Source organism: Streptomyces sp. CB02400, assembly GCF_001905725.1.
GTDB lineage: Bacteria > Actinomycetota > Actinomycetes > Streptomycetales > Streptomycetaceae > Streptomyces > Streptomyces atrovirens.
On record NZ_LIWB01000003.1, the window covers coordinates 449,391 to 474,038 of the forward strand.

Here is a 24,648-nt window from a genome sequence, read left to right on the forward strand (position 1 = left end):
CCGCCGCCCTCTCGGCGAGGAACGCCATAAGATGAGAATCTCGTGCAAAGTATGACAAACGCTCCGACTGTGATCGGCGGACGGCCGGACCGGAAAGGTGCTGCACATGAGATCCATCTGGAACGGCGTGATCTCGTTCGGCCTGGTCAGGATCCCGATCAAGCTCGTGAACGCCACCGAGAGCCATGCGGTCCCCTTCCGTGAGATCCACACGGAGGACGGTGGCCGGATCCGTCACCGCAAGTTCTGCGAGCTGGAGGACCGCGAGGTCACCGCCCAGGAGATCAGCAGGGGCTACGAGGAGGCGGACGGCACGATCATCCCGATCACCGACGAGGACCTGGCCCACCTGCCGATCCCCACCGCCAGGACGATCGAGATCGTCACCTTCGTCCCCGAGGACAGCATCGACCCGCTCCAGATGAGCGCCGCGTACTACCTGGCGGCGGGCAGGGCACCGGCCGCCAGGCCGTACACGCTCCTGCGGGAGGCCCTGAAGCGCGGCAACAGGGTGGCCATCGCGAAGTTCGCGCTGCGGGGCAGGGAGCGCCTGGGCATGCTCCGCGTGGTCGGCGAGGCGATCGCCCTGCACGGTCTGCTCTGGCCGGACGAGGTCCGCGCCCCCGAAGGGATCGCCCCCGACGCGGACGTCACCCTCCACGACAAGGAGCTGAACCTCGCGGACGACCTGGTGGACGCCCTCAGCGAGGTCGGCCTGGAGGACCTGCGCGACGAGTACCGCGAGGCGGTGGAGCAGGTCGTCGCCGCCAAGATCTCCGGCGAGGCCCTGCCCGAGGCGCCCGAACCGGAGCGCGGTGTCGAGGTCCTGGACCTGACGACGGCCCTGGAGCGGAGCGTCCGCGCGGTCCGCGGCGAGCCGGACGAGGCCGAGGTCAAGCGGTTGCCGCAGCGCAGGACGTCCCGCTCGTCCCCGAAGGAGACCGGCGGCAGGAAGTCCACGTCGAAGGCGGAGAAGAAGACGGCGTCCCCGGCGCGCAAGTCGACGTCGAAGACGAGCCAGGCCGAGAAGAAGAAGACGGCGGCGAAGAGCACGGCCGGGAGTACGGCCGGGAAGACCTCCTCGAAGAAAGCCCCCTCGAAGAAGACCCCGGAGACGGGGACACCGTCCCGCAAGCGCTCGGCCTGACCCACCGCGGATCCGGCGGCCCGCACGCCGGCGTCACGTCGGCGCCGCGAGGGCGCTACGAGGCCGCCCGCGCGGGCGGCACGCGGGCGCCGCGAAGGCGCCGTATGGACGCCATGAGGGCACCGTGAGGATGGCTGTGTGGGCGGCGTGTGGGCGCTACGAGGCCGCCCGCGCGGGGCGGCGCGAGGGTGCCATATGGGCGCCATGAGGGCGGCGTGTGCGGGCGGCGCGCAGGCGCCGCACCCGGCCGCCGGCGCCGCACCCGGCCACCGGCTCCGCGCTACGCCACCCGCCTCAGCGCCAGCACCGCGTTGTGCCCACCGAACCCGAACGAGTTGCTCAGCACCAGATCACCGCCGTCCGACAGTGCCCGCGGTTCCCCCCGCACCACGTCCAGGTCGATCGCGTCGTCGACCTCCCCGCAGCCCACCGTCGCCGGTACCACCCGGTGGTGCAGCGTGAGCACCGCGGCGACCGCCTCCACCCCGCCCGCGGCCCCCTGAAGGTGCCCCAGGTGCCCCTTCAGAGCCGTGACCGGCACGTTCTGCCGCCCGAGCACGCCCCGCAGCGCCCGGGCCTCCGCGAGATCGCCGTCGACCGTGGCGGTGGCGTGCGCGTTGACGTGGACCACGTCCGCCACCTGGCCCCCCGCGTCCCGCACGGCCCGCCGCAGCGCGAGCGCGATGCCGTCGCCGGACGGATCCGGCGCCGCGACGTGGTGGGCGTCGGCGGACAGCCCCCACCCGGCGGCCTCGCAGTAGACACGGGCCCCACGGGCGCGCGCGTGCTCCTCGGACTCCAGGACGAGCACCCCCGCCCCCTCCCCGTTGACGAACCCGTCACGGTCCTTGGCGAACGGGTGCGACGGCGAGCCCCCGGCCGGGTCACCCTCGGCCAGCGCCCGCATCGCCGCGAAGGACGCCATGATCGCCGGCGTCACGACCGCCTCGGCACCGCCCGCGAGGGCGACGTCGACCCGCCCGTACCGGATGCGGTCGACCGCCTGCCCGATCGCCTCGGTCCCGGAGGCGCACGCGCTGGTCACGGTGCGCGCCTCACCGGTGATGTGCAGGTCGAGGGAGACCTGCGAGGCCGCCTGCGAGGGCACCGTCATCGGCGTGGTCAGCGGTGAGACACCGCGCGGCCCCTTCTCCCGCAGCCTCCGGTCCCCGCCGACCAGCACCGACGCGTCCCCGAGGATGGCGCCGAGGCTCACCCCGACCCGCTCCGGATCGAGCCCGCTCTCGCGCGTACCGCCGTCCGCGTACCCCGCGTCGGCCCACGCCTCCCGCGCCGCCAGCACGGCGAACTGCGCGGCCCGGTTCATCCGCCGCGCCGCCTGCCGGGGCAGCAGCCCGGCCGGGTCCACCGGCACGGTCCCGGCGATCCGCACCGGCAGCCCGTCGAACTCCTCGCCCGCCAACTCCCGTATGCCGTGCCGTCCTTCGAGCAGTCCCTGCCACAACTCGCCCGCACCGACGCCCAGCGGGGTGACGGCACCGAGCCCGGTGACGACCACCCGCCGCGCCCCGGCCGCCTCCGCCGCCCGCACGGGGCGCGGTTCGTGCCGTACGACGTCGCCCTCCCGGTCGGCCCCGGCGGCCCACCGGCGCACCTCGGCGTCGGACACGGGCCCGGCCGCGCCCTCACCGTCGGCGTGCCAGGCGCCCCAGCGGCGGACGTACGTCACCTCCTCGGCCTCCGGATCGACGGCGCGCAGGGTGCGCACCCGGTCCCCGTCCCGGAACTCCACGTCGTCGAGGACCGGCGAGCTCACCCGCGGGACCGCGGCCACGTCCAACCGCCGCCCGGCGACGGTCACCCGCTGGTCGCGGCGCAGCGCCTCCTCGTGGTCCGCCCCGCCGAGCGGCGGCCGCAGCGTGACCCGGATCACCTCCGGGCCCTCGGGCAGCGTGTGCGTCACGACGTGCCACCGGTGCCGCACCGCGTCCTCGCGGGACAGGGCGAACAGGTCACCGGGAACGACCTCGGCGGCGGTGACCGCGTACGGGCGTATGGGTACTTCAGGCGTTTCGGGGGAGTGGGTCATGGCCGCGCATGCTCTCTTTGGTCCGAACTGTCGTACTGGGGGCGGTTACGAGTGTTCTGTACGACATGCGAACGGACCATTGTTGAATCACGGGCATGTCCGTTTTGCCATGTTCTACCAGGAGGGTGACGGGAGACACACCCGGCAACGCGCGGGCGGGGCCGGTGAGTTACCCGGCCGTAGCCCGTATGTGCAAAACGTCACGAATCGCCCGACACTCCCGCTCGCCGACGGGGAACGGTGTGCTTCGATGTGTGCGACACCTGTACGCAGCGGGGACGGCCGGGTTGCACGGGGCATCCGAGACACCGGTGGAGGGCATGACCGAGGAAGAGTTCGACGCTTTCTACGCGACCGCGTTCCCCCGTCTGACCGGGCAGTTGTACGCCTTCACCGGGGACCTCGGCGAGGCCCAGGACGTGGTCCAGGAGGCGTTCGTACGGGCCTGGGACCGGCGTCGGAAGCTGCTCGCCGACGAGGCGCCCGAGGCGTGGGTGCGCACCGTCGCCATGCGCCTCGCGGTGAGCCGCTGGCGCCGTACGAGACGCTGGCTGGAACTGGTGCGGCGCACCCCGCCGCAGGAGACGACCCCCGGACCGGGCCCCGACCGCACCGCCCTGGTCGCCGCGCTGCGCCAACTGCCGGAGCAGCAGCGCATGGCCGTCGTCCTGCACCACCTGTGCGACCTCAGTGTCGAACAGGTAGCCTCCGAAACAGGTGCACCCGTGGGCACGGTCAAGGCCAGGCTGTCCCGCGGACGGGCGGCACTGGCCAGACACCTGACGGTGGACGAGGCCGAGGAGCCGGCCTGGAGGGAGAGTGGCCGTGTCGGATGAACTCGCCGGTGCCTTGCGCGAGTTGGCCGCACGGCACGAGACCCCGCCGCGCGTCGGTGCCGCGGAGATCCGCGACCGCGCCCGGCGCCGCTCCCGCCGCCGCAGGGCGACCGCCGCGCTCGGCACGGCGGCCACGGCGGCCTGCGTGCTGACGGCCGTCGCGTTCACCCTGCACACCGGGGAACCCGCCCGGAACGGCCGTACCCCGGCCGCGGCATCGGACGCCCGCACCCCCGCCCCCACCACGGCGACCCCGGTCCCCGCCTCCGCCGGCGTCCTGGACCTGGGCCGCCACACCCTCACGCTCGGCGAGCGCGTCATGCGCGTCGACTCGCACTCCTTCCGCCGGTTCCCGCCCGGCAGCCGGATGACGGTGACGGCCAAGACCGACCTCAAGACGCTGCCGCTCGAAGGCATCACCAGGTCCGGCAAGGCGGTCAAGGTCCCCTACCTGGTGGAGCTGCGCACCCCCGACCGGCAGCCGGTCTACGCGGGCGCCCTCGCCTTCGACACCAAGGCGCTCGCCGCCCTCTCCGCCGAGACGGGCTGGCTGGGCATGAGCCCCACGGACGCGGAGTGGTTCTACACCCGGGCACGGACGGGCGACCACATCGAGATCACGTCGACGGCCACCCCGGACGAGAGGGCGACGACCTCCGCACCGACTTCGGGAAGCACGGGAGGCACGGGAGGCATGGGAGACGCGGGAGGCTGACCCCCGCCCGCCGGCCGGCCCCCTGCCCTCGGCGGCCACCTGCGATTTCTCCCTCCGGCGACCAATCCGCGACGCCCGCAGGACCGGATTACGCCCGGAGATGTCCCGACCGCGGAGGGCCCACGCGAAAGAAGCAGTCCACATCGGCGGAAACCCCTCGTGGGAGCCGGATCTCCAGGAACTGGTGGGCCGCGTCGCGCTCGGGGACGAGGAGGCGTTCGCCTCGGTCTACGACCGGGTGGTGAGCCCGGTCCTCGGAGTCGTCCGCTCCGTACTGCGGGACCAGGCCCAGTCGGAGGAGGTGGCCCAGGAGGTCCTGGTCGAGGTGTGGCGCACGTCCCCCGCGTACCGCCCCGACCGCGGCACCGCCATCAACTGGATCCTCACCCTGGCCCACCGCCGCGCCGTGGACCGGGTGCGGTCCGCGGAGGCCCCGACCACAAGGCCGCCGCCCTGGCCCGGATGCCCGAGTACGACGAGGTCGTCGAACAGATCGAGGCCCGCATCGAACGCGAACAGGTACGCCGCTGCCTGCCACCCTCACCGAGATCCAGCACCAGGCCGTCACTCTGGCCTACTGCCGCGGCCTGACCTACCGCCAGGTGGCGGAAGCGCTGACGCTCCCGCTGGACACGGTCAAGACCCGGCTGCGCGACGGCCTCATCCGGCTCCGCGACTGCCTGGGGGTGACCGCGTGACCACCGCCGACCTGCACCGGATGACCGGCGCCTACGCCCTGCACGCCCTGCCCGACGACGAACGCGAGACCTTCGAACGCCACCTCGCCGACTGCGAACCGTGCGCGCGGGAGACCGCCGAACTCGCCGCCACCGCCGCCCGCCTGGGCCTCGCCCTCTCCGCCCCGCCCCGCGATGCGGGAACAGGTGCTGCGCCGCGTCACCACCGTCCGCCAGCAGCCGCCCGGCCCGCCGGCCACTCCCCGCCCGGCCCGTACGGCCGTACGGGCACACCGGCTGTCCCGCTGGGCGCTGGCCGCCTGTCTGGCGGCGGCCGCCGCGCTCGGCGGCACGGCCGTCTGGCAGTACGAACGCGCCGAGGACGCCCGGGAGCAGGCCCGCCGCGCCGAACAGGGCACGGAGGAGATCGCCGCCGTACTGGCCGCCCCGGACGCCACGACCCGGGCCGCGTCCCTGGGCGACGGCGCCACCGGCACCGTCGTCGTCTCCCGGGACCGGGACAGGGCGGTGTTCGTCGTCTCCGGCATGGCACGCCCGCCCGGTGGCAAGGTCTACCAGCTCTGGTTCGACGACGGTGGCACCATGCGGTCCGCGGGCCTGATGGACCCCGGCCGCACCGACCAGGCCGTCCTGATGAAGGGCGCCTTCGACGGCGCGTCCGCCATGGGCATCACCGTCGAACCAGAGGGCGGCTCCCGCCGGCCCACCTCCGACCCGCTCGCCCTGATGGAACTCCCCACCTGAATCCGTTGCGGGAACGCGTGCGGATTGATGCGGACCGGCCGTTGAAAAAAGATTCACCGAATCGGGTGAGAGACCAATCCGCCGGCCTTTCGGGGCCGGATTCCCCACGTGACCGACGACGAGAAGAAAACGCGATACCCCCTGGGTGCGCTGAGCGGAGCACTGGCCGGGTTCTCCGCGCTCGCCGTCGCCGAACCGGTGGCGGCATGGCCGAGGACCCGGTGGCCACCGCCGCGTCCAACAACCCGGCCCTGTCCACCCTGGTGACGGCGGTGAAGAAGGCCGGCCTGGTCGACACCCTCAACAACGCCGAGGACATCACGGTGTTCGCGCCCACCAATGACGCCTTCGCGAAGATCCCGAAGGACACCCTGGACAAGGTGCTGGCCGACAAGGAGCAGCTCGCGAACATCCTCACCTACCACGTGGTGGGCCAGAAGCTCACCCCCGAGGACCTGGGGAACGGCTCCTTCGAAACCCTGCAGAAGTCGAAGCTGACGACGTCCGGCGCGGACGGGGACTACACCGTCAACGACTCCGCGAAGGTGGTCTGCGGCAACGTCAAGACCGCCAACGCGAACGTCTACATCATCGACACGGTCCTGATGCCGGCCTCCTGACACCACACCGGGCACGTCCCGGGCGCCACGCGGCAAGGCGCCCGGGACGTGCTTCCGCGCCGGACAGGACGGTCCCCGGCGTCAGACCTTGATGACGGTGGCGAGTGTTCCGCAGAACGCGGTGATGTCCTCCGGGTCCGAGGTGAGCACGGTGACGGGCCCGGGAGCGGCCAGGGCGGTCGCGCTGAGCATCGCGTCGATGGCGTACTTGTGGCCGTGCAGTCCGGCGTCGGCGAGCAGGGCGGCGGCGTGGCGGGCGATCGGCTCGGTGACGGGTTCGACGACGAGGCGGGAAAGGGTCCATTCCAGGGCGGGGCGGTTGATGCGAGGGTGGACGACCTCCACGAGCGTGGCCGTGGACGTGATCACCCGCAGGTCGTCGGCGCGGGCGAGGGCGAGCCAGGCGGTGACCGCGCGGTCGCGGAGGACGGCCTTGGCGAGCCCTTCGCTGTCCAGCACCAGCGTGCCGCCCGGGACGGCGGGGGAGCGGCTCACGCGGCGTTCGCTCCGCCCGGCGTCTGCTGCTGCCGGGCCTGGTGGAGCTGATCGCGCAGGGCCAGGATCTCGTCCTCGGTGACGGGCCCGTGCTCGGCTTCGGCAACGGCGATGAGCTCGTTGAGATTGTCGCGTTCGATCTGGCGGGCGACAGCGGCGGCGACATAGGCGGACAGCCCCGACGGACCACTGCGGGCCTTGGCCGCTTCGGCGATGTCACGCGGCATGGTGATCGAATACTTGCCGGTAGGCTCACTCATGCCACTCATCCTACCTCTCATCCTCCCACCTGAGCCGGGATGTCAAGCGGGCTGATCCTTCGCCCACCACAGAAAGCCCGCCGAAGGCCGCCGGTCGGCGAAACCTTCGCCGACCGTTGAGAACCCCGTTCCACCGCGGCGGCCGTGCCACCGCCCTACCCCTTGACCGCCCCCGACGTCAGCCCCCGGATGAACGACCGCTGCAGCGCAAGGAAGGCGAGCACCGACGGCAGCATCGCCAGGAAGGCCCCCACCAGCAGCACCCCGATGCCCACCTGGTCGTCCGAGCGCAGGGAGCGCAGCGCCAGCGGCAGGGTGTACTGGGCCGGGTCGGTGGCGACCAGCAGCGGCAGCATGTACTGGTCCCAGATCATCGTGAACCCGAAGATGCCGATCACCCCCAGCGCGGGCCGGCACAGCGGCAGCACGACCTGCCAGAAGACCCGCAGCTCACCCGCGCCGTCCAGCCGCGCCGACTCCTCCAGCTCCTTGGGGATCTCCTTCATGAACTCGGTCATCACCAGGATCGAGAAGCCCCACGCCGCCACCGGCACGATCATGCCGACCAGCGAGCCGACCAGACTGACGTGCAGCACCGGCAGATCCGCCAGCAGCACCGACAGCGGTACGGCCAGCACCTCCTCCGGCAGCATCATCGTCGCCAGGACGAGCACCAGCACCACCGCCGAACCGCGGAACCGCTTGCGGGCCAGCGCGTACCCGGCGAAGACGCTGACCAGCACCTGGAGGGCCAGCCCCCCGCCCACCACGAGGAAGGAGTTGAGGAGATAGTCCAGAACATTCCGGTCGATCGCCCGTTCCAGGTTGTCCAGGGACAGCCGGTCGGGAAGCAGGGTGAACTGCGTCGGGTCCACGGTCGGTGTGAAGGCGCCGATCATCAGCGCCAGCAGCGGCCCCGCGAAGACCGCGAAGAGAACGGTGTACAGGACGAACCGCAGCACCCGGGCCCACGGCCCGCGCGCCTCCTGCAGTCCGAGCGCGGTGTCGTTCCTCATCGGACCTCCTTACGGCGCAGGCGCGAGGCCACGGTCAGCACCAGCAGAACCAGGAACAGCAGTACGGTCCCGGCCGCCGCGACCCCCAGCTCGTTGCGTTCGAGACCGAGCTTGTACGTCAGTGTCAGCAGCACCTCGGTCGAGCCGTCGGGCCCGCCGTTGGTGAGCAGGAACACCTCGGTGAAGATCCGCAGGCCCCGGATCGCGGCCAGGGTCAGCAGGATCGCGAACACCGGCCGCAGTCCGGGCAGCGTGACGTGCCAGATCCGGCGGAAGCGCGAGGCCCCGTCGACCGCCGACGCCTCGTAGAGCACCCGGTCCACCCCGGCCAGCCCCGCCAGGAAGATCATCATGTCGTACGGGGCGCCCCGCCAGATGCCGACGAAGGCGATGGACGCCAGCGAACTGTCCGGCGAGTTGAGGAACTCGCTGGGCCCCATGCCGAAGACGGACAGCACCGAGTTCAGCGCGCCGCCCTCGGCCGGGTAGTACATGACCCGCCACACCTCGGCCACCACCGCCATGGCCGTGACCACCGGCAGGAAGATCGCCGACCGGATGAACCACAGCGACCGGGTCTGCCCCTCCAGCAGCAGGGCCAGCGCCAGCCCGAGCACGATCGAGCCGGCGGTCGTGGCCACGGCCAGGACCACCGTGTGCCACACCGCCGCCCCGAAGTCGGAACTTCCGGCGATCTCGGAGTAGTTGGCCCCGCCGACATAGGTGTTCCCGAGGAACGGCCGTACTTCCTCGAAGCTCATCCGCACGGCCTGCGCCATGGGGATGAACTTGAAGTACAGGAACAGCAGCAGGGCCGGCGCGAGGAAGAGACAGGGCGTCGCGGCCCGCCGCAACCGCGTCGTCATCGGCGGCGCCGTACGGGGCGGACGCCGGACACCGCCCGTCCCGCGCGACGACGTCCGCGCCTCCGTCACCGCCATCAGCCCTTGGCCCCCTGCTTCTCGAGCTCCTCGTCGATCTCGCCGGCCAGCTTGCCCATCGCCCCGGCCACGTCGCGCGAGCAGTCGGAGACGACGCCGTTGAGGCCCTCGGAGGAGATCTGCCGGACGGTGGACCAGTTGGGCAGGGCCGGCGCGTTGCGGCCGGACGTGTCGTAGGCCTTCTGGAAGACGTCCCAGCGCGGGTCGCCGCGCTCGGCGGCCCCGTCCACCGTGGTGTTGACCGGCAGCCGGACGATGATGCCGCCGTTGTCGACCCCGAGGCCGATCTTCTGCCCGGCGGGGGAGGCGGCGAACTCGGCGAACTCCTGCTGGCCCTTCTCGTTGGCCGAACCGGCCATCATGTAGACGTTCTCGCCCTCGGCCAGGGCGGTCGCCGTCCCGCCGGCGCCCGGAGGGGCCGCGACGACCTCGTACTTGTCCTTGCCGAGCGACCCGTCGAAGCGCGGCAGCATGTACGGCCCGGTGAGGTAGATGCCGCCCTTGCCGCTCTCGAAGACGGTGTGCGTGGTGGAGGAGTCGGCGGTACTGGCGCCCGGCTGGACGACCTTGGAGTCGCAGAACATCGCCTGCAGCTTCTCCACGGCCTCGACGGACGCGGCCCCGTCGATCGCGGGCGCGTAGCCGTCGCCCTGCTTCTCGACGAACCCGCCGCCCTCCGACCACAGCATGGTGGAGAACCACCAGGTCAGATAGCCGCGGGTGGTGGTCCCCGGCACCACCATCCCGGCGGTGTCGTCCTTCCCGTTGCCGTCCGGGTCCTCCTCGGTGAACTTGACGGCCAGCTCGGTCAGTTCGTCCCACGACTTCGGTACGTCCGCCCCCACCTCCTCCCGCCAGTCCTTGCGTATCAGCAGCGCGAAGGCCTGCGAGTTGAAGGGCACCCCGTAGTACTTGCCGTCGTACCCCCGTGCCGCCTCCCAGGCCCGGTCGGCGATGTCGGCGCTCCCGGCGACACCCTCGCGGTCGACCTCACGGACCAGCCCCTGGGTCACCAGGTTCCCCAGCTGGCCGGTGTCGTTGATGACGATGTCCGGCAGGTCCTTCTGCGCCGTGCGCTGCTGGAGCTTGGTCTCGAAGTCCGTCACGCCGACGGCGACCAGCTTCGCCTCGATGCCGCTCTTCTTGCTGAACGCCTCGGTGAGCGCCTGAGCCGACTCCGCGGCCGGACTGCCGGCGTCCTGCCGGATCCACACCTCCAACGGAGCCGACTCGTCCTGCTGTTGACCTGATCCACCCGAGGAGCACCCGGTGGCGGCGACGGCGGCTACGGCGAGAACGGCGGCGAGCGCGCCGAACCGCCGCCCTCCTTCTTGCTTACGGAGTTGCTTGGACACGAGGGTCTCCGTCCAGTCCGTACGGGCGAGGTGACCGGACTCTACGCACAGACTCTCTCCCACATCTAGACTGTAAGATGGAATTTATATACGTGAACGCCGATGAGTGATGCAGCGGTACGGGCGGGCCGACAGGGCACCATGGGACGTATGGCCGACAACCGGATCGTGAACACCCACCAGTCCGAGGCGTGGAACGGCTACGAAGGCCGGCACTGGGCCGACCACCAGTCGCGCTACGACGCCCTCAACGACCCCACCAACGCCCCGCTCCTGTCCGCCGCCCACATCCGGGACACGGACGGCGTCCTCGACATCGGCTGCGGCAACGGACACCTGACCCGGCTGGCCGCCCGCACCGCGGACCACGCCGTGGGCGTCGACCTGTCGGCCCCCATGCTGGAACGGGCCCGCGCGAGCACCGCCGCGGACCACCTCACCAACGTCACCTACCTCCGGGCCGACGCCCAGGTGCACCCGTTCGAGCCCGCCTCCTTCGACGTCGCCCTGAGCCGCTTCGGCATCATGTTCTTCGCCGACCCGGTCGCCGCGTTCACCAACATCGGACGCGCCCTGCGACCGGGCGGGCGGCTGGCCTTCGTCTGCCCGCAGTCCGTCGACCGCATGGACCAGTCAGTGATCTTCGCGGCGGTGGCCGAGCACGTGACCCTGCCCGACTTCTCCGAGAAGACGGAGACGGGCCCCGCCGCCTTCGCCGACCCGGCACGCACCCGGCACGTGCTGGGCGAAGCCGGTTACGACGCGATCACCGTCACCCCGCTCGAAGTGCCGCAAGGATGGGGCACGGACGCGACCGACGCCACCGAGTTCCTCTTCGGCTGGGGCCCGATGCGCCACTGGCTGCGCGACGCGGCTCCCGAGGACGTCGCCCGCGCCCGCCAGGCCGCCACCGACGCCTTCCGCACGTACGAGACGAAGGAGGGCGTACGCCTCACGGCCCGCCACTGGCTGGTGACGGCGACCTGGCCGGGCGTCCCGAGCACACCGGGACCCGCGTGACCTCACCGGGCCGTACCCCTGCGTCTCCGACCGGTCGTCCTTCCCGCACACACCCACAGTGGCCCGGGGCAACGACGGTGTCGTTCCGCGCCTCGGCCGGAGGCTGCCAGGACATCCAGCACAGGGAGCCCACCTTCCCGGCCTCACTCTGCGCGTCGCTGGCGCCGCTGTCCCCCTCACTGCACCCGAGCCGTCCCCCGGCGACGACCACCCCGTGAGTCGCTCGCGCCCCGGACGTCACCGACACGTGACCGGGCTCACCCGCTTTCCAGTGGGTGAGCCCGGTCACGTCCGGCACCGCCGGACCACTGTCACGAACGGCGGCCGGCCGCCTTGGGCCGCGCCACACCCGCGTCCGGGAAGGACCCCGGACCGTCGTCCGGGCCGAAGGACCAGTCGTCCCCGAAGTCCGGGGCGTGGAAGGGACGTGTCGTCGGAGGCGGCGCTGTCGCGGAAGCAGGGCGTGGCGCCCCTTCCAGGGCGGAGAACTGCGAGGTCAGATCGATGAGGGAACTCCCATTCGTTACGGGTCCCGGTGGGACCCGGCGTGCCGTGACCGGGCACGGCGGTCCTACAGCTTGGTCATCTTGGAGTACGGGCTCAGGATCCGTCGTTCCTCCGAACCGAAGTTCACGACCGCGGCGATCCCCTCCTCGATACCGACGACCCGGCCGAGGCCGTACATGTCGTGTGTGACCTGGTCGCCCACGGCGAACTCCTTGGGAGGCAGCGTGACCGGGGCCTTGAAGGGGCTCGTGGGCAAATGGCGCTTGGGTGCAGCAGACTTTGTCATTGCCCCCAGTATGCGCCTGCCGTCCCCGGCTGGCTGCGGTCCTGCGACGCCCGAACCGTCACACTTCCACGGCGCCGCCACCCGGCCGACCTCCGCGATCCGGCGAGTGCGAGCGGCGTCGGGCGCACTGACCTGCGGGAAGAGCACGCAGAGACACGAGGAACGGACCCCTTCCGGCGTCATCACCCTGAACCGTTCCGGGTTCGGCAGGGACTCGAAGCGGCCGTCGAACCGGACCCCGGTGGTCGGTCAGCCGCGTGCGTCCGGATTCCCCGACAGGCCGGCCACCTCGTCGACCAGGGGCTGGACCCGGTAGGGGATGACCGGGCTCAGCGCGATGACCGTCGTGCTGCGGCGGACGCCCGGTACCTCGAGGACCTGGTCGATCACCTGTTGCACGTGCTGGTTGCTCGTGCCCGCGATGCGGCACCAGATGTCGCCGGGGCCCGTCACGACATGGGCCTCGAGGATCTGCGGCACGGCCCGCAGGCGCGCGACGATGGCCGCGCGGGCCGGCTGGTCCACCTCGAACGTGGTGAACGCCTGGACCACGTGGCCGAGGGCGGCGACGTCCATGTCCGGTCCGTAGCCGGTCACCACACCGGAGGCGGTCAGCCGGTCGAGCCGCGCCTGCAGTGTGCCGCGCGCGACGCCGAGTCGGCGGGCGATCTCCAGCAGACCCTCACGCGGACGCTCCCGGAGCAGCCGCAGCATCCGACCGTCGAGCGGGTCGAGCCCCTGTCGTGCCACAGCACCTGCCGATCTGCCACCCCGAAGGCACCATCACGCCTCATTCTCTGCCACATTAACAAGCAAGAACTGAGTCTGTTGCCTAATCGACTGCCCATGGCCCACGCTGTGGCTCCCCGTCCACGAGGAGCAGGCGTGAGGCAGCACACCCACCCGTTCGTCCCGTACCGGCCCGACCGGTACGACGAGGCCGAGATGGTCCGGCGGGGGAAGGACTTCGTGTCGTTCCTCAACCGCCGGCGCAGCGTGCGGTTCTTCAGCGACGAGCCGGTCCCGCGCGCGTGCGTCGACCTCGCCGTCGCCGCGGCGAACACCGCCCCCTCCGGGGCCCACTTCCAGCCGTGGAAGTTCGCCGTGATCGGCGACGCCGAGACCAAGCACCGCATCCGGGTCGCCGCCGAGGAGGAGGAACGGGTCAACTACGAGGGCGGCCGAATCCCACCCGAGTGGCGCGCCGCGCTCGCCCGCCTCGAAACGGACTCGGACAAGAGCTTCCTCGACGTCGTGCCGTGGATCGTCGTCTGCTTCGCCGAGAAGAGCACCGCGATGCCGGACGGTTCGCTGCGCAAGAACTACTACGTGAACGAGAGCGTGGGCATCGCGTGCGGCCTCTTCATCGCCGCCCTGCACGCGATGGGGCTGAGCACCCTGACCCACACCCCCAACCCCATGGGCTTCCTCACCGAGATCTGCGAACGCCCCGGCAACGAACGCCCCTACATCCTCTTCCCCGTCGGCTACGCCGCGGCCGACTGCGAGGTCCCGGACCTGACGCGCAAGCCGCTGACGGAGGCGATCGCGGAGACCCCGGGCCAGCACCGGCCAGTGTGATCACGCGGCCCCGCGCCCCTGATCCTGCTGTCCGGGACCACACCCGCTGGATTGTCATACTGTCCGACTAGCTTTCGGGGTATGGGGCTTGGCGACATCAGGTACGAAGACGTCATCGCGGCGACCGAAGAGTTCCGCCGCCTGGGCCGGGACGACTTCCTTCAGACGTACGGCTTCGGGCGAGCCAGGTCGTACGAGATGGTCCTGGACGGTCTCCGCTACGACTCGAAGGCCATCGCCGGTGTCGCCCATGGGTACGCCACGGGCGACTTCTTGACCGCGGGGGACTTCAGCGGAGGTGCGGCCACGGTGGCACGACGTCTGCACGAGCTCGGCTTCGTGGTGGAGACCGGAGAGACATTCCACAGCCCTGCCGCCCTGCTGGAGCGCCTCCGGAAACTCAAGGTCTCCCGCGGTCCCGGGAACCCGGCCCCCAGCCGCCACCAGCCGTTGAGCCTCCTGTGGGCGATATCCCGCGAAGCCGACGAACGGCCCCGCATGACCCCGTGGCCACAGTTCCGGGACGAGGTCGGCCCGCTCCTGGTCGAGTTCGGCCTCCCCAACGCGAAGGCCACACCGGAGTACCCGTTCTGGCATCTCCGGGGCAGCGGACTGTGGGAGGTCCAGGGCATACCGGCCGATTCGGCCAAGGGGATGCCGAAGGTGAGCATCCTCGACGCGCACCACCCGCAGGCCGGCTTCACGGAAGAGACCGCCGACCTCCTCCGAGACCCGGTGACCCGCCTCGACGCCATCGCCACGATCTGCGAGACGTATCTCCAGGACGCCGACCGTCAGGCCCTCTTCGAGCGAATAGGCCTGGCCGGATACACCACAGCGGGCAGCCTGCTGAGCCCGTCGGAGGGCGAGAGCAGCGGTACCGACACGGATGACGAGCACGAGCGGGCGACCGGCCCCGCACCACGCCGTGACGCGACCCGCTCCGTCATCGTCCGCGACGAAGCCCTGGCCAGGAAGGTCAAAGAGCTGGAGGGCGACCGGTGCCAGATCTGCGACACGGCACTCCGCCGCCTGAACCGCCCCTACAGCGAGGCCGCGCACATAAGAGGCCTGGGCAGGCCCCACCACGGCCCCGACGAACTCCAGAACCTCCTGTGCCTGTGCGCCAACTGCCACGTCCTCTTCGACGGCTTGGAGATCTACGTCGACCCTGACGGCCTGGTCAGGGGAACGAGAGGCGACAGAGAACCCCGCCCGCTCCGCCGCGACCCCGGACACCCGATGGACGAGGCACACATCGGCTATCACCGCGATCTCTGCAACCTCAACGCTCGTAAGCCCGCCATCGGCTGACCTGGCCCAGGGCCGGGGCGCTGCGGGCCCTACAGCAGGTGGTCGGCCTTACCGGCTTTGATGTCGGTGATGAGGGTGCGCAGGGCTTCGAGGGAATCGGTGAGAGGGTTCTCCTCCTGACCGGCGACAGCTATGTACCCGTTGCCGTCGGCATCGGTACCGAGACGGAAGCAGGAGCTGCCCTCGGCGCAGAACGGGGCTTCCCAGGTGATGTCGGGCATTGACACTCCTCATAGTTGGCGTGAGATGTCGCGGACGAAGTCTCTGGACTGCTCTGGCGACAGAGCCAGACTTTCCAACAGATCGAGCTGCGCCCGGTATTTCGCCAACTGACCTTCGGCGTGGAGGAAGGTGGGCCCGTGGGAGCTGTCCATCTGCACCGTATCGAGCTGCGGGACGGGCCCTCCGATGTGGACGACCGTCTGCCCGGCACCAGGAAAGGCACCGTGGGCGAAGGGCAGAACAAGCACGGTGACGTTGTCCCGCTCGGACACCTCCAGCAAGTACTCCAATTGGGCACGGGCCACGTCGGCACCGCCGAACTGCATCCGGAGCGCGGCCTCGTGGATGACCGCCACGTACGGGACCGCCCTATCTCCGGTGATCACCTGTTGGCGTTCGGCACGCAACGCAAGTCGCAGAGCAACCTCGTGCTCGGGCAAGGCGGGAACCGCAGCCCGGAAGATGGCCATCGCCTGTTCCGAGGTCTGAAGTACGCCAGGCACATGCACGGTGTTGGCGCCGCGCATGCGCACCGCGTGGTTTTCCGTCTCCGCGATGTCCAGCAAGCCTTGGGGCAGGATGCCCCGGTAGCGCTCCCACCAACCCGTACTCGCCTGGGCCATCTCGACGAGCGCCTCGATGTACGTCTCATCGGTCACGTCACAGTTGCAGGCCAGTGTGCGCAGGCGGTCGGCGCTGATACCCCGGACTCCGGACTCGATGTTGGAGATCTTGCCCCGGTCCACACCCAGCAGGCCCGCGGCGAACTCTGCGGACATCCCTGCCGCAGTTCGGATCCGACGTAGCTCACTTCCCAGTCGCTTCTGCCGTTCTGTGGGGGTCGTCCTCGGGGGCATCGGGGTTCCTTCCATCCGGCAGAGGTTGCTCAGCGGCACTCGGAGGCCGCCGTACCTCTCCGTGGTGAATTCTCTTGAGCGCGTGGGAAATTTACCACCGACTGCTCTACTGTCAGTATCGCGCAAGCTACACACCGCAATGCCGGAAGCGCACCGCGCGAGCATGCCCGCCTGCCCTGGGGCGGGTGTGCCGCGACCAGGGCGGTAGGCCACCGGCGAGCCCCAAACCCCTCACACAACACTGGAGTTCGTCATGCCCGAAATCCCCCTGGTACCTATCCACTGGCACTTCCCCGCCCACCCCGCCTCCGTACGGAGGGCCCGCCACGCCGTCGCCGAATCGCTACCGCACGTCCTCCGCCCGCACCTGGGAGACGACTTGGGCCTGTTGACCTCCGAGCTGGTCACCAACGCCATCCGCCACGGGGCCTGCCAAGAGGACGAGGACCTGATCGAACTCGTTCTGTGGCCCGCCGACGGCCACTACTGGCTCGCCGTCTCCGACCCCGGCACCGGCAAGCCCGTGCTGGCCCACCCGGACACGGACTCCGAGAACGGCCGGGGCCTACTCCTCGTCGACCGCCTCGCCACCGCCTGGACCGTACGCCCCCGCCCCACACGCGGAACATCCGTGGTCGCGGGCCTCTCTTTCCACCAAGGCGGCTGACTCGGCGGAGCAGTCAGCCGAGCCGTTCGGACAGCACGGCCCTGCCTGTGCTGTCCGAACGGCTGCCCCAACTCGGCTGGAAAGGGCAGGCCCCTCGCCGACCGAGGCCCGCGCACCCAAAAGTGCCCCTATTGCGTCGCGTCGCAGCTCTCGCAGCGGCTCACAGCCGCCCGCTCGGTGTTGCCCTGGGTGGCACGGAGCGGGCTGGAGGGAGCGAGACGACGCCATGCTCCGGGGGAGGGGGCGAGCACCCAGCCGTAGCGGGGCGGTCGGATGTCGGCCGGGGTGATGTGCGTGCAGCCCGGAAGGTGGGCCTTGCCGCTGGCGTGGATGATGATCGAGGCTGCCGGCCAGTCGTCCCATTCGCTGGTGACAGGTGCGCTGCCGTGAGGCGTGCGCGGAGCGCAGTCGGCGCAGTTGTGCATTTCATGGCGTTCGCAGTACTGCATCGTCCTCACCCTGCCAGGTCTCGAGCTGTCGCTCGGTGCGCTCGAGCCACCTTCGGTACCAGTACGCGAAGTCATGCCCGGTCGGCTCGATTCCTCGGTCCATAGGCCTCAGATCCTCCCAGATGGCACCTCGGTGCGGGCCCGTCATCACCAACAGCGACGCGTAGCCGCATCCCTGCTCGCTGAGGAACACCGCCCCCGCCTCCTGGGCGTCGTACAGCTCCTCGTAGCGTGCATCCCAGGCCGCGTGCGCGCGACTGAACTCCTCGTCGGTCGCAAAGGCGTCCGGCGTGGGCTCCTGTGTCTCGACCGCGGCGAGCTCGTTTTGCAGTGCCTCGGCCACGAAGGGGCGTCCGGCGAACTCGGCGGTGGTCGACTGCGCGGGGAAGGCAAGCCCGATGCCGAGCCACTGCCACCCACCGTCGCCCATGGCCGGTGTCATCAGGCCGTAGTCGGGGCCGGCTCCCCCTGCTCCGACGCGGAGCAGGAAACTCCGATACTGCGCCGGCAGACTGACGCCCAGGTCCGCTTCCAGGGCTCGGACCTGTTCTTCGCTCATGACTGGACCGAGGCGAAAGCCATGCCCCCGTGCCCCGAAGATCTTTCCTGCTCCGGGGTGTTCGGCAAACCGAAGCACCCGCTCCCGCACTCCCACCCACGTGTCTTCGCTCACGGGCTCACGCTAGTGAGACGCGCACCGTACCGGCACGGGATTTTCCCGTGGAGCAACGACGAAGCCCCAGGCCGCTGAGCTTGGGGGTCTGCCGGGCTTGCCTGACCGGACCTGTCCACGAGTGGTCCGCAGGACTTCCCTCAAGGGCCTGCGAGATGACCTCTGAACTGCCGCTCGACCCTCCAGGAACAACACGCTGTCACAGCACGATCACTGACAAACGGCTGCTTCCGGCGGCATCCGCCCGCACATACGCGAAGACCCCGCCCTCAGCGTTTCCGCTGGTGACGGGGTTCAGGTCACACTTACACAGTGTGCCCCCGGCAGGATTCGAACCTGCGCACACGGCTCCGGAGGCCGGTTGACAGGGGGGCAAAGCGGCTGGTCACGACTCTGCGTAGATCGCGATGGACTCAACCCGTCCACAGATAGTCCACGATGCCACTAGTGTTGCTCGGCAAGCTCAGAGCAGTGGCAATAGATCGCGAAATGGGTCAACTGTGACGATGGTGACGGTAGTGGACGTGTTCCTCTCCTGCTACGAGGCTATGCAGCGTGGTGACTTGATTCACCGGAGAAATAGGCGAGACAAGGAGTTTCACTTCCAGGATTGGGTTGGCCATCGCATTACCGAGACGGGTTTTCCATGGGAAGTAACTAAGCGGAATAAGTACCCTGACTACATCATGACCAATCACCCGGAAGGGTACGAGGTTAAAGGGCTAGAAACCCCGGGGCGACAGCTAGATTTCGACTGCAATAGCCAACTCGCTACTGGAATGCATGAAGGGAGGTCAGTCTACTATGTTTTTGGCCGCTATCCGAAGAAGCCTGATGCGGACCGCTTCCCCGTTCTCGATCTAGTCATCTGCCATGGCGACTTCTTGAACGCTCATCATGATTACATCCATAAGAATGATAGTTTTCGCGACTTTGGGTCCTATGGCGACATCCTGGTACGTGATCGAAAAATGTACGTTGCCCCTACCCCTTACGCCTTGGCGGACGGCCTTACTTCCAACTGCACGCTGATCGCTCCCGAAGAAGAAGTACTTGACGGAGTTGACCGCTTGCGCCAGGTTGGTCGCCTCACCCGCACCGATGCTGATAGAATCGCCACGAAGTATAGCTTTGACTTTCGCGACAACACCTTGTGCACCGAACTGGCGGATAATCCCACAGCGGGAACTACTCGTAACTTCGCCGCTTACAGAGAAGTAGGTGATTCGGCTGGTGATGTCGTTATGAAACCCGCGCGACGACTTCCGCGACAGCTCCCACTGGATGAGACGACCGATGAACTATCCAATCCCTGACTTCCCGGCTCTCTCTGGTGTTGGCGCGCCAGGCCGTAAAGGTATCCCGATCTCATCTGCCCTGGAAACTTGCTTTCCTGCAGTCGAGCTTAGCGCAATCGCAGAGAATGAATCGTGGCGTAAGGAAGTTCATAGGCCGGCTACGAGCACGCATAAGTGGTGGGCCAAGCGCTTGGGTAGTGTATTTCGTGGAATCATGACGGCTGCAGTCACTGAGTCGGGAGATGACGCCATGAAGGCGTATAGTAACCCTACTGATCTGAGTGGCTTGGTAGTTTTTGATCCTTTCGCAGGATCTGGCACTACGCTCGTTGAGGCGGCGAAACTCGGCGCGAGTGCTATCGGCTCGGACATTAACCCGGTTGCGACGCTCGTCCAGCGGCAAGCGGTACAGCGTTGGGAGCAGTCTGAACTGCAGCGGGCCTTTAAGCTAGTTGAAGCAAGGTGCCGTGAAGAGATTGACCGCGTGCACCGCAGTGACACCGGCGAGACGGTCCTTTACTACTTCTGGGTTTCGTTGGCCCTTTGCCCGGGATGCCAAGAAACAACTCGACTCTTCTCAACCCACGTCTTCTCGCAGCATGCGTACCCCAAAAGGGTGCCCGAGGCTCAGATCGTTTGCCCGACGTGTCTAGATATTCAAACCGGACGATATGACTTCGAGGCGACGAAGTGTCGTAATGGGCACGAGTTCGGACGCGCCGGCGCAGTCAATCGTAGCCAGATGACGTGCCCTAACGGACATGTCTCCAAGGTTCTTGATGCCCTGGGAGGTAAAACTCCCAAGCGGCAGATGTTCGCCAAGCTTGTCTTGGGTAAAGACGGTGTGAAGCGGTACGAGCCGATTACTGCATTCGACGTCTCCCTGTATGAAGAATGTGTTGAGCTACTCAGGGAAAAAGAGAACAGTCTTGTTCTGCCAGTCGGGCGACTCGATCCCGGAGAGAATACTCGTCAAGCGATGCGATGGGGTTTCTCGGAGTGGCGACAATTTTTCAATGAGCGGCAACTCTATTCGCTAGGCTTGCTTGGTGCAGCGATTCGCGATGTTCAGGCAGGAGATGCCGAGCGCGAAGCCTTGGTTGCCCTATTCTCGGGGACCCTTGAATTCAACAACATGTTTTGCTCGTTCAAGGGAGAGGGGACTGGCGCAGTCAGGCACATGTTCAGTCATCACATTCTGAAGCCTGAACGCATCCCGCTCGAAGCGCATCCTTGGGGCACGCCAGCCTCATCCGGGTCGTTCTCTACTCTTTTCCGAAGCCGCATCCTTCGGGCGCACGAATACAAGGCTGAACCCGTTGATCAGTTGCTGGTCGATGGTGAGGTGAAGAGGGTGGCGGGCGTATCGCTACCTATCGACGGCCAACTGGTTCGCACATGGCCGGATCAGGGACTCGGGCCCGGTCAAATCTATATTCGGAATGGCGACTCATCTCGTACTGACATCCCTTCTGAATCTGTAGACCTGATCATCACCGATCCTCCATACATGGATAATGTCCATTATTCGGAGCTTGCCGATTTCTTTCATGCATGGCTCCTCAAAATGAGGCCGTTCTCGGACTACCCTGCGTCTGGGGAAACGACGAGGAGCTCGGACGAAGTGCAGAGCGCCGATCCTTGGCAGTTCGGTGACGCAATCTCGCGAGTATGGAAAGAGTGTGAGCGAGTGCTAAAGCCGGACGGCTTGCTCGCCTTCACTTTCCACCAAGCTCGACTGTCGGGGTGGGTTAGCCTCGTCAAGGCTCTAGCTGATGCTGGTCTTTTTGTTACGGCCATTCAACCGATCAAGGGTGAGATGAGTACCAGCGTCACAAAGGGAGGTAAGGAGCCCTCTAACCTCGACTCAATCGTCGTCTGCCGGAGACGAGGAGCATGCCGTCCGGGTCAGGTATCGCCGGAAGCTGCGGTTACACAGGGGGAGAGGCTCCTCACTGAATTGAAGAGATCCGGAATTCAAGTTGGCATTGGTGATGTTAGGTCGGTGATCCGTGGTCACGTCCTTGCAACCCACACGCTCGACCAGAGTCTGGAGCTTGCTGCACTAGCAGAGTTGGCTGACTCTCTGGCTGAGGTGAGCGTGGCACGTCTTTGCGATGCTGCGTCAGTGTGAGATTCAGCCGGACGTGTTAGACGAAGGTGCACTGGTTCATTGGCGCGGCTGACCAGAGAGCCTGACAAATCTCACGACTTCTGGCGAGCCCAGGTGCCGTGGGCTTCTGGCATGGTCAGTCGGCAGCGGCTGACCTTGGAGGGCGCAAGGTCTTACCGGCGCCTACGCTAGAAGGCGCCATTTCGTCGACGATAGTAGCTTCGACACGACAGGTTCCCGCAGGTTTGTCCGGTTGGTTGGCCTAGCGCCAGAGCGACCTGAGCGTGAGGCCGGCCGATAGATGCCAACTCAGCCGCAACTGATCACCGACGGCCGTGAATCGCGGCCTCCTAATCGAGCAAACTTCTGACCTGCTGCTGCGTTGTCAGTAGCTGTCGACGTTGGTCAACGTTGAGCGCCCTCCCGCGGCCCTAGGATGACCTGGGAGGGCGCTCGTGCGTGTGCACCTGCACTAAGGATTTCGTTCAGGCAGTGGCCACAGGGCCCAAGCGACAGGGAGACAAACTGCGGTGTGCCCAGGGCCCTTGTTACCTGCGGCTATTGGGTTCAGCGGTGAACATCAATGTCACACTGTGGGGGAGATGCAATCAGGCATCGGCGAGTCGCCAAAGAACGTACCGATATTCGTCTACGAATTGATCGACAGCATTGTCTATGTCGTAGAATTCTCGACTGCTGCCGAGCTCGTGTAGACCCAATTGCTGACGGATACGCTTAATTTCAGAGACAGCCACGTCGAAGTTGCTCCGTGGGTAGCCGGTCTTTACGACCTGCGCCCCTCGTCTGATCTTGATGAAGTTACTGTCTGGTTGATCAAAGGTGCAACCGTGGGCGCTGAGGATCTTCCTTAGGTCCTTGAAGGTCATCGTGCGATCACCGAATGTCTGTCGAAGCATGCGGCTTCGGAACCAGCTGGCTAGCGCGCGTACCTCGGCGTCGGGGTCTCGTCTCTCATTCTTGAGTAGGGGGAAGTTGCCTGCCACGATGGAAGTAGCCATCGTGTACAGGTCGTCCTCTGATGTGTTACACAGGTCAAATCCATTGCGTTCAAGTGCAACCAGGCTGGAGACCAGTGCTGTGCGCTTATTTCCGTTTTCGAAGGCGTGACTCTTTGCGATCCCGTAAAAGAGGGTGGCGACCTTTTCGTGAGGTCGTTCGTATTTTTCCCTGAACACCCCTGATGCGTCACTCATCCCAGTGTTCTGGCGCTCCACTGCCGAAGATAGCTTGTTGGCGTCCAATGGGCGGTTTCCGCCGAAGTCGTGAGAGCCGAGATTGCTTTCTGCGAGTCGTTTGCGAACCGTCAATACTTCTTCGACGGTAAGTGCAATGTAATAGCCAGAGTATGCAGTTCGGGCCATTAGTTAACCACCCCCTGTGATCAGCGTCACGCCTAGTCTGCCATGTTGCTTCACAGCGCGGATGGATGTTGTCGGTCTGCGCGCTACGCAAGGTCGGCGGAGCGGCTTTGGGCTGGAGCTGCTTTGGGGCGAGTGATCATGGCCCCGTAAGCTTCCGGCGCGTCGGGCAGTCTGTGGACCTGCCCGTTGAAGCACGACGTTGGGGCCATGATCTTGGAGGCTCGCCCCAAAGTGGCTGCCTAAAGCCGTGGAGCCGGCCGCCCCAGCCACAGAGGGTGTCTCCCCACTTCTGCCCGCAGCCGCCGAGCGCGCCGCCGGGCGCGGCCAGCCGGGGCGAAGACAGGAGGCAGGCCGCGCCGCAGAGGCGGCGCGCGCCCGCGCCGTGCGCGGGCCTTGAACCAGTAGAGAAAGTTTGAATCACGCTCGGGGCGCTCGGTGATCACTGAGGCTCATGTACCCGGTCACCGCTGTCTCGTGGTGTAGAACCCTGAGTATGGGGAGTGAGCGGCGGGAGCGGATGAAGGCGCTCGGGGTGCGTCTTCGAGGGCTGCGTACTGAGGCCGGCCTGACGGGTGCCGTGCTGGCGCAACGGGCCGGTGTAGGGCAACCGACCGTTTCCAAGGTCGAGACCGGGCGCATGGTGCCGAGTCCTGACGTACTGGATCGGCTCTCGCGTGCCCTCGGCCTCGACGACTCGACCGCGCGTGAGGTGCGTGACCTCCTGGTCGCCGTGGAGGCTGCCACGGACTCCGGTCCGATATCCGGTGAGGAAGCTCCCGCTGGGGCTGTCCTCGATGAAGCGGTGCGGTCCGCTCGGCTGGTGCGGTCGTTCCAGTGCGTTGTTCTGCCGGCCATGCTCCAGAGTGCGGAGTACGCCCGGCACGTCTTCGAGAGTGCGCCCAACTCCACTCCTGAGGCGGTCGGTCGGGCTGTCGCTGCCCGCGTGGAGCGGCAGAGCGTCCTGTACGAGCCGGGGCGTAAGTCGGTGTTCGTGCTGACGGAAGCGGTGTTGCGGACCTGGCCGGGGACTCCCGCGCTGATGCTTGCCCAGCTCGACCGGCTGCTGGCCGTCGAGAGTCTGAGCACGGTACGGCTCGGGGTCGTCCCTTGGCGTCGGCCGGTGCCGCTTCTGCCTCCTCACGGGTTCACGTTGTGCGACCAACGGGCGGTCGTGATCGAGGCGTTCGCCGGGGAGCGGGTGTCGGTCGACCCCGCCGAGCTGGCCGCGTGCGAGGAAGCGTTCGGTCGTTTCGAGCGGGCTGCCGTCTTCGGGGGCGAGGTGCGGGAGCTGCTGTTGCGGGTGATGAAGGAGTTCCGCGAGCTGGGAGACATCGTCACCCCTTAGAGGAATAATTCCTCTGCATGCCTGGCCTGTTGGTCGCGCATAGGAATACTCTGCCGC

General features: G+C 67.8%; 22 protein-coding genes, 1 tRNA gene and 3 pseudogenes. 13 read left to right on the plus strand and 13 right to left on the minus strand.

The window, feature by feature from the left end; genetic code table 11:
* Nucleotides 1-106: 106 nt before the first annotated feature.
* The gene (gene ku / locus AMK33_RS10160) at nucleotides 107-1,147 is read left to right on the plus strand and encodes a non-homologous end joining protein Ku (protein ID WP_443030909.1); all 1,041 of its coding nucleotides are present in this window, start codon (nucleotides 107-109) and stop codon (nucleotides 1,145-1,147) included.
* Nucleotides 1,148-1,427: 280 nt separating this feature from the next.
* Here ku and AMK33_RS10165 read toward each other — a convergent pair whose 3' ends face one another.
* Nucleotides 1,428-3,197: a beta-ketoacyl-[acyl-carrier-protein] synthase family protein gene (locus tag AMK33_RS10165; protein ID WP_073932452.1), complete on the minus strand. Its 1,770-nt coding sequence runs from the start codon at nucleotides 3,195-3,197 to the stop codon at nucleotides 1,428-1,430.
* Nucleotides 3,198-3,517: 320 nt separating this feature from the next.
* On the opposite strand from AMK33_RS10165, the gene AMK33_RS10170 reads away from it, so the two are divergent.
* The 5 genes and pseudogenes from AMK33_RS10170 to AMK33_RS10190 all read left to right on the plus strand — a co-directional run.
* On the plus strand, nucleotides 3,518-4,033 hold the full coding sequence (locus AMK33_RS10170; RefSeq protein WP_201263000.1) for a SigE family RNA polymerase sigma factor: 516 nt from the start codon (nucleotides 3,518-3,520) through the stop codon (nucleotides 4,031-4,033).
* Nucleotides 4,023-4,748, plus strand: coding sequence for a hypothetical protein (locus tag AMK33_RS41295; protein WP_201263001.1), 726 nt, complete (start codon nucleotides 4,023-4,025; stop codon nucleotides 4,746-4,748). The genes AMK33_RS10170 and AMK33_RS41295 overlap by 11 nt, the downstream gene beginning before the upstream one ends.
* 100 nt (nucleotides 4,749-4,848) lie before the next feature.
* A pseudogene (sigK, locus tag AMK33_RS10180) lies at nucleotides 4,849-5,446 on the plus strand (ECF RNA polymerase sigma factor SigK).
* Nucleotides 5,443-6,190 (plus strand): annotated as a pseudogene (locus tag AMK33_RS10185) (anti-sigma factor). The pseudogenes sigK and AMK33_RS10185 overlap by 4 nt, the downstream one beginning before the upstream one ends.
* A 200-nt stretch (nucleotides 6,191-6,390) precedes the next feature.
* Nucleotides 6,391-6,810: pseudogene (locus AMK33_RS10190) on the plus strand (fasciclin domain-containing protein); the annotation flags it as partial.
* 81 nt (nucleotides 6,811-6,891) lie between these two features.
* Here the strand turns inward: AMK33_RS10190 and AMK33_RS10195 are convergent.
* The 5 genes from AMK33_RS10195 to AMK33_RS10215 form a co-directional block, all read right to left on the minus strand.
* Complete coding sequence (locus tag AMK33_RS10195; protein ID WP_073932455.1) at nucleotides 6,892-7,305, minus strand: PIN domain-containing protein; 414 nt, start codon at nucleotides 7,303-7,305, stop codon at nucleotides 6,892-6,894.
* Nucleotides 7,302-7,565 (minus strand): CopG family transcriptional regulator, encoded by a 264-nt coding sequence (locus tag AMK33_RS10200; protein WP_073932456.1) that lies wholly within the window; start codon nucleotides 7,563-7,565, stop codon nucleotides 7,302-7,304. The genes AMK33_RS10195 and AMK33_RS10200 overlap by 4 nt, the downstream gene beginning before the upstream one ends.
* A 155-nt stretch (nucleotides 7,566-7,720) precedes the next feature.
* Nucleotides 7,721-8,581, minus strand: a complete 861-nt coding sequence (locus AMK33_RS10205) for a carbohydrate ABC transporter permease (RefSeq protein ID WP_073932457.1) — start codon at nucleotides 8,579-8,581, stop codon at nucleotides 7,721-7,723.
* Nucleotides 8,578-9,522 (minus strand): carbohydrate ABC transporter permease, encoded by a 945-nt coding sequence (locus AMK33_RS10210; RefSeq protein WP_073932458.1) that lies wholly within the window; start codon nucleotides 9,520-9,522, stop codon nucleotides 8,578-8,580. The genes AMK33_RS10205 and AMK33_RS10210 overlap by 4 nt, the downstream gene beginning before the upstream one ends.
* Nucleotides 9,522-10,940 (minus strand): sugar ABC transporter substrate-binding protein, encoded by a 1,419-nt coding sequence (locus tag AMK33_RS10215; protein ID WP_235618033.1) that lies wholly within the window; start codon nucleotides 10,938-10,940, stop codon nucleotides 9,522-9,524. Before AMK33_RS10215 ends, AMK33_RS10210 begins: the two co-directional genes overlap by 1 nt.
* Nucleotides 10,941-11,027: 87 nt before the next feature.
* On the opposite strand from AMK33_RS10215, the gene AMK33_RS10220 reads away from it, so the two are divergent.
* Nucleotides 11,028-11,897, plus strand: coding sequence for a class I SAM-dependent methyltransferase (locus AMK33_RS10220; protein ID WP_073932460.1), 870 nt, complete (start codon nucleotides 11,028-11,030; stop codon nucleotides 11,895-11,897).
* 571 nt (nucleotides 11,898-12,468) lie between these two features.
* Here AMK33_RS10220 and AMK33_RS10230 read toward each other — a convergent pair.
* Nucleotides 12,469-12,690 carry a CarD family transcriptional regulator gene (locus AMK33_RS10230; protein WP_073932461.1) on the minus strand — a complete coding sequence of 74 codons (222 nt, stop codon included), beginning with the start codon at nucleotides 12,688-12,690 and terminating at the stop codon, nucleotides 12,469-12,471.
* 249 nt (nucleotides 12,691-12,939) lie between these two features.
* Nucleotides 12,940-13,440, minus strand: a complete 501-nt coding sequence (locus AMK33_RS10235) for an Lrp/AsnC family transcriptional regulator (RefSeq protein WP_073932462.1) — start codon at nucleotides 13,438-13,440, stop codon at nucleotides 12,940-12,942.
* A gap of 135 nt (nucleotides 13,441-13,575) precedes the next feature.
* On the opposite strand from AMK33_RS10235, the gene AMK33_RS10240 reads away from it, so the two are divergent.
* Both AMK33_RS10240 and AMK33_RS41300 read left to right on the plus strand, forming a co-directional pair.
* Complete coding sequence (locus AMK33_RS10240; RefSeq protein ID WP_079194805.1) at nucleotides 13,576-14,271, plus strand: nitroreductase family protein; 696 nt, start codon at nucleotides 13,576-13,578, stop codon at nucleotides 14,269-14,271.
* 81 nt (nucleotides 14,272-14,352) lie between these two features.
* Complete coding sequence (locus AMK33_RS41300) at nucleotides 14,353-15,585, plus strand: HNH endonuclease (protein WP_107425072.1); 1,233 nt, start codon at nucleotides 14,353-14,355, stop codon at nucleotides 15,583-15,585.
* 29 nt (nucleotides 15,586-15,614) lie between these two features.
* Here AMK33_RS41300 and AMK33_RS10250 read toward each other — a convergent pair whose 3' ends face one another.
* Nucleotides 15,615-15,806 carry a hypothetical protein gene (locus tag AMK33_RS10250; protein ID WP_073932464.1) on the minus strand — a complete coding sequence of 64 codons (192 nt, stop codon included), beginning with the start codon at nucleotides 15,804-15,806 and terminating at the stop codon, nucleotides 15,615-15,617.
* Between the two features lie 9 nt (nucleotides 15,807-15,815).
* On the minus strand, nucleotides 15,816-16,664 hold the full coding sequence (locus tag AMK33_RS10255; RefSeq protein WP_073932465.1) for a helix-turn-helix domain-containing protein: 849 nt from the start codon (nucleotides 16,662-16,664) through the stop codon (nucleotides 15,816-15,818).
* A gap of 253 nt (nucleotides 16,665-16,917) precedes the next feature.
* Between AMK33_RS10255 and AMK33_RS10260 the strand changes: the two genes are divergently transcribed.
* Nucleotides 16,918-17,331: an ATP-binding protein gene (locus tag AMK33_RS10260; protein ID WP_073932466.1), complete on the plus strand. Its 414-nt coding sequence runs from the start codon at nucleotides 16,918-16,920 to the stop codon at nucleotides 17,329-17,331.
* A gap of 426 nt (nucleotides 17,332-17,757) precedes the next feature.
* On the opposite strand, the gene AMK33_RS10270 is transcribed toward AMK33_RS10260, so the two are convergent.
* The gene (locus AMK33_RS10270; protein WP_073932467.1) at nucleotides 17,758-18,453 is read right to left on the minus strand and encodes an SMI1/KNR4 family protein; all 696 of its coding nucleotides are present in this window, start codon (nucleotides 18,451-18,453) and stop codon (nucleotides 17,758-17,760) included.
* A 315-nt stretch (nucleotides 18,454-18,768) separates the two neighbouring features.
* Nucleotides 18,769-18,827 (minus strand) — tRNA-OTHER (locus tag AMK33_RS42400).
* A gap of 132 nt (nucleotides 18,828-18,959) precedes the next feature.
* Between AMK33_RS42400 and AMK33_RS43250 the strand changes: the two genes are divergently transcribed.
* Nucleotides 18,960-19,769: a hypothetical protein gene (locus AMK33_RS43250; RefSeq protein ID WP_235618040.1), complete on the plus strand. Its 810-nt coding sequence runs from the start codon at nucleotides 18,960-18,962 to the stop codon at nucleotides 19,767-19,769.
* Nucleotides 19,750-21,885, plus strand: coding sequence for a DNA methyltransferase (locus AMK33_RS10280; RefSeq protein WP_079194807.1), 2,136 nt, complete (start codon nucleotides 19,750-19,752; stop codon nucleotides 21,883-21,885). The genes AMK33_RS43250 and AMK33_RS10280 overlap by 20 nt, the downstream gene beginning before the upstream one ends.
* Before the next feature lie 587 nt (nucleotides 21,886-22,472).
* Here the strand turns inward: AMK33_RS10280 and AMK33_RS10285 are convergent.
* Nucleotides 22,473-23,246 carry a type II toxin-antitoxin system death-on-curing family toxin gene (locus AMK33_RS10285; protein WP_079194808.1) on the minus strand — a complete coding sequence of 258 codons (774 nt, stop codon included), beginning with the start codon at nucleotides 23,244-23,246 and terminating at the stop codon, nucleotides 22,473-22,475.
* 493 nt (nucleotides 23,247-23,739) lie between these two features.
* Here AMK33_RS10285 and AMK33_RS10290 point away from each other — a divergent pair, with 493 nt between their 5' ends.
* Nucleotides 23,740-24,591, plus strand: a complete 852-nt coding sequence (locus AMK33_RS10290) for a helix-turn-helix domain-containing protein (RefSeq protein ID WP_073932602.1) — start codon at nucleotides 23,740-23,742, stop codon at nucleotides 24,589-24,591.
* The last annotated feature ends 57 nt before the right edge of the window (nucleotides 24,592-24,648 follow it).

Coding starts and splice junctions, on each gene's coding strand:
- ku (WP_443030909.1), top strand. CDS start 107: ATGAGATCCATCTGGAACGGCGTGATCTCGTTCGGCCTGGTCAGGATC.
- AMK33_RS10165 (WP_073932452.1), bottom strand. CDS start 3,197: ATGACCCACTCCCCCGAAACGCCTGAAGTACCCATACGCCCGTACGCG.
- AMK33_RS10170 (WP_201263000.1), top strand. CDS start 3,518: ATGACCGAGGAAGAGTTCGACGCTTTCTACGCGACCGCGTTCCCCCGT.
- AMK33_RS10200 (WP_073932456.1), bottom strand. CDS start 7,565: ATGAGTGAGCCTACCGGCAAGTATTCGATCACCATGCCGCGTGACATC.
- AMK33_RS10205 (WP_073932457.1), bottom strand. CDS start 8,581: ATGAGGAACGACACCGCGCTCGGACTGCAGGAGGCGCGCGGGCCGTGG.
- AMK33_RS10210 (WP_073932458.1), bottom strand. CDS start 9,522: ATGGCGGTGACGGAGGCGCGGACGTCGTCGCGCGGGACGGGCGGTGTC.
- AMK33_RS10220 (WP_073932460.1), top strand. CDS start 11,028: ATGGCCGACAACCGGATCGTGAACACCCACCAGTCCGAGGCGTGGAAC.
- AMK33_RS10230 (WP_073932461.1), bottom strand. CDS start 12,690: ATGACAAAGTCTGCTGCACCCAAGCGCCATTTGCCCACGAGCCCCTTC.
- AMK33_RS41300 (WP_107425072.1), top strand. CDS start 14,353: ATGGGGCTTGGCGACATCAGGTACGAAGACGTCATCGCGGCGACCGAA.
- AMK33_RS10250 (WP_073932464.1), bottom strand. CDS start 15,806: ATGCCCGACATCACCTGGGAAGCCCCGTTCTGCGCCGAGGGCAGCTCC.
- AMK33_RS10255 (WP_073932465.1), bottom strand. CDS start 16,664: ATGCCCCCGAGGACGACCCCCACAGAACGGCAGAAGCGACTGGGAAGT.
- AMK33_RS10260 (WP_073932466.1), top strand. CDS start 16,918: ATGCCCGAAATCCCCCTGGTACCTATCCACTGGCACTTCCCCGCCCAC.
- AMK33_RS43250 (WP_235618040.1), top strand. CDS start 18,960: ATGGTGACGGTAGTGGACGTGTTCCTCTCCTGCTACGAGGCTATGCAG.
- AMK33_RS10280 (WP_079194807.1), top strand. CDS start 19,750: ATGAACTATCCAATCCCTGACTTCCCGGCTCTCTCTGGTGTTGGCGCG.
- AMK33_RS10285 (WP_079194808.1), bottom strand. CDS start 23,246: ATGGCCCGAACTGCATACTCTGGCTATTACATTGCACTTACCGTCGAA.
- AMK33_RS10290 (WP_073932602.1), top strand. CDS start 23,740: ATGGGGAGTGAGCGGCGGGAGCGGATGAAGGCGCTCGGGGTGCGTCTT.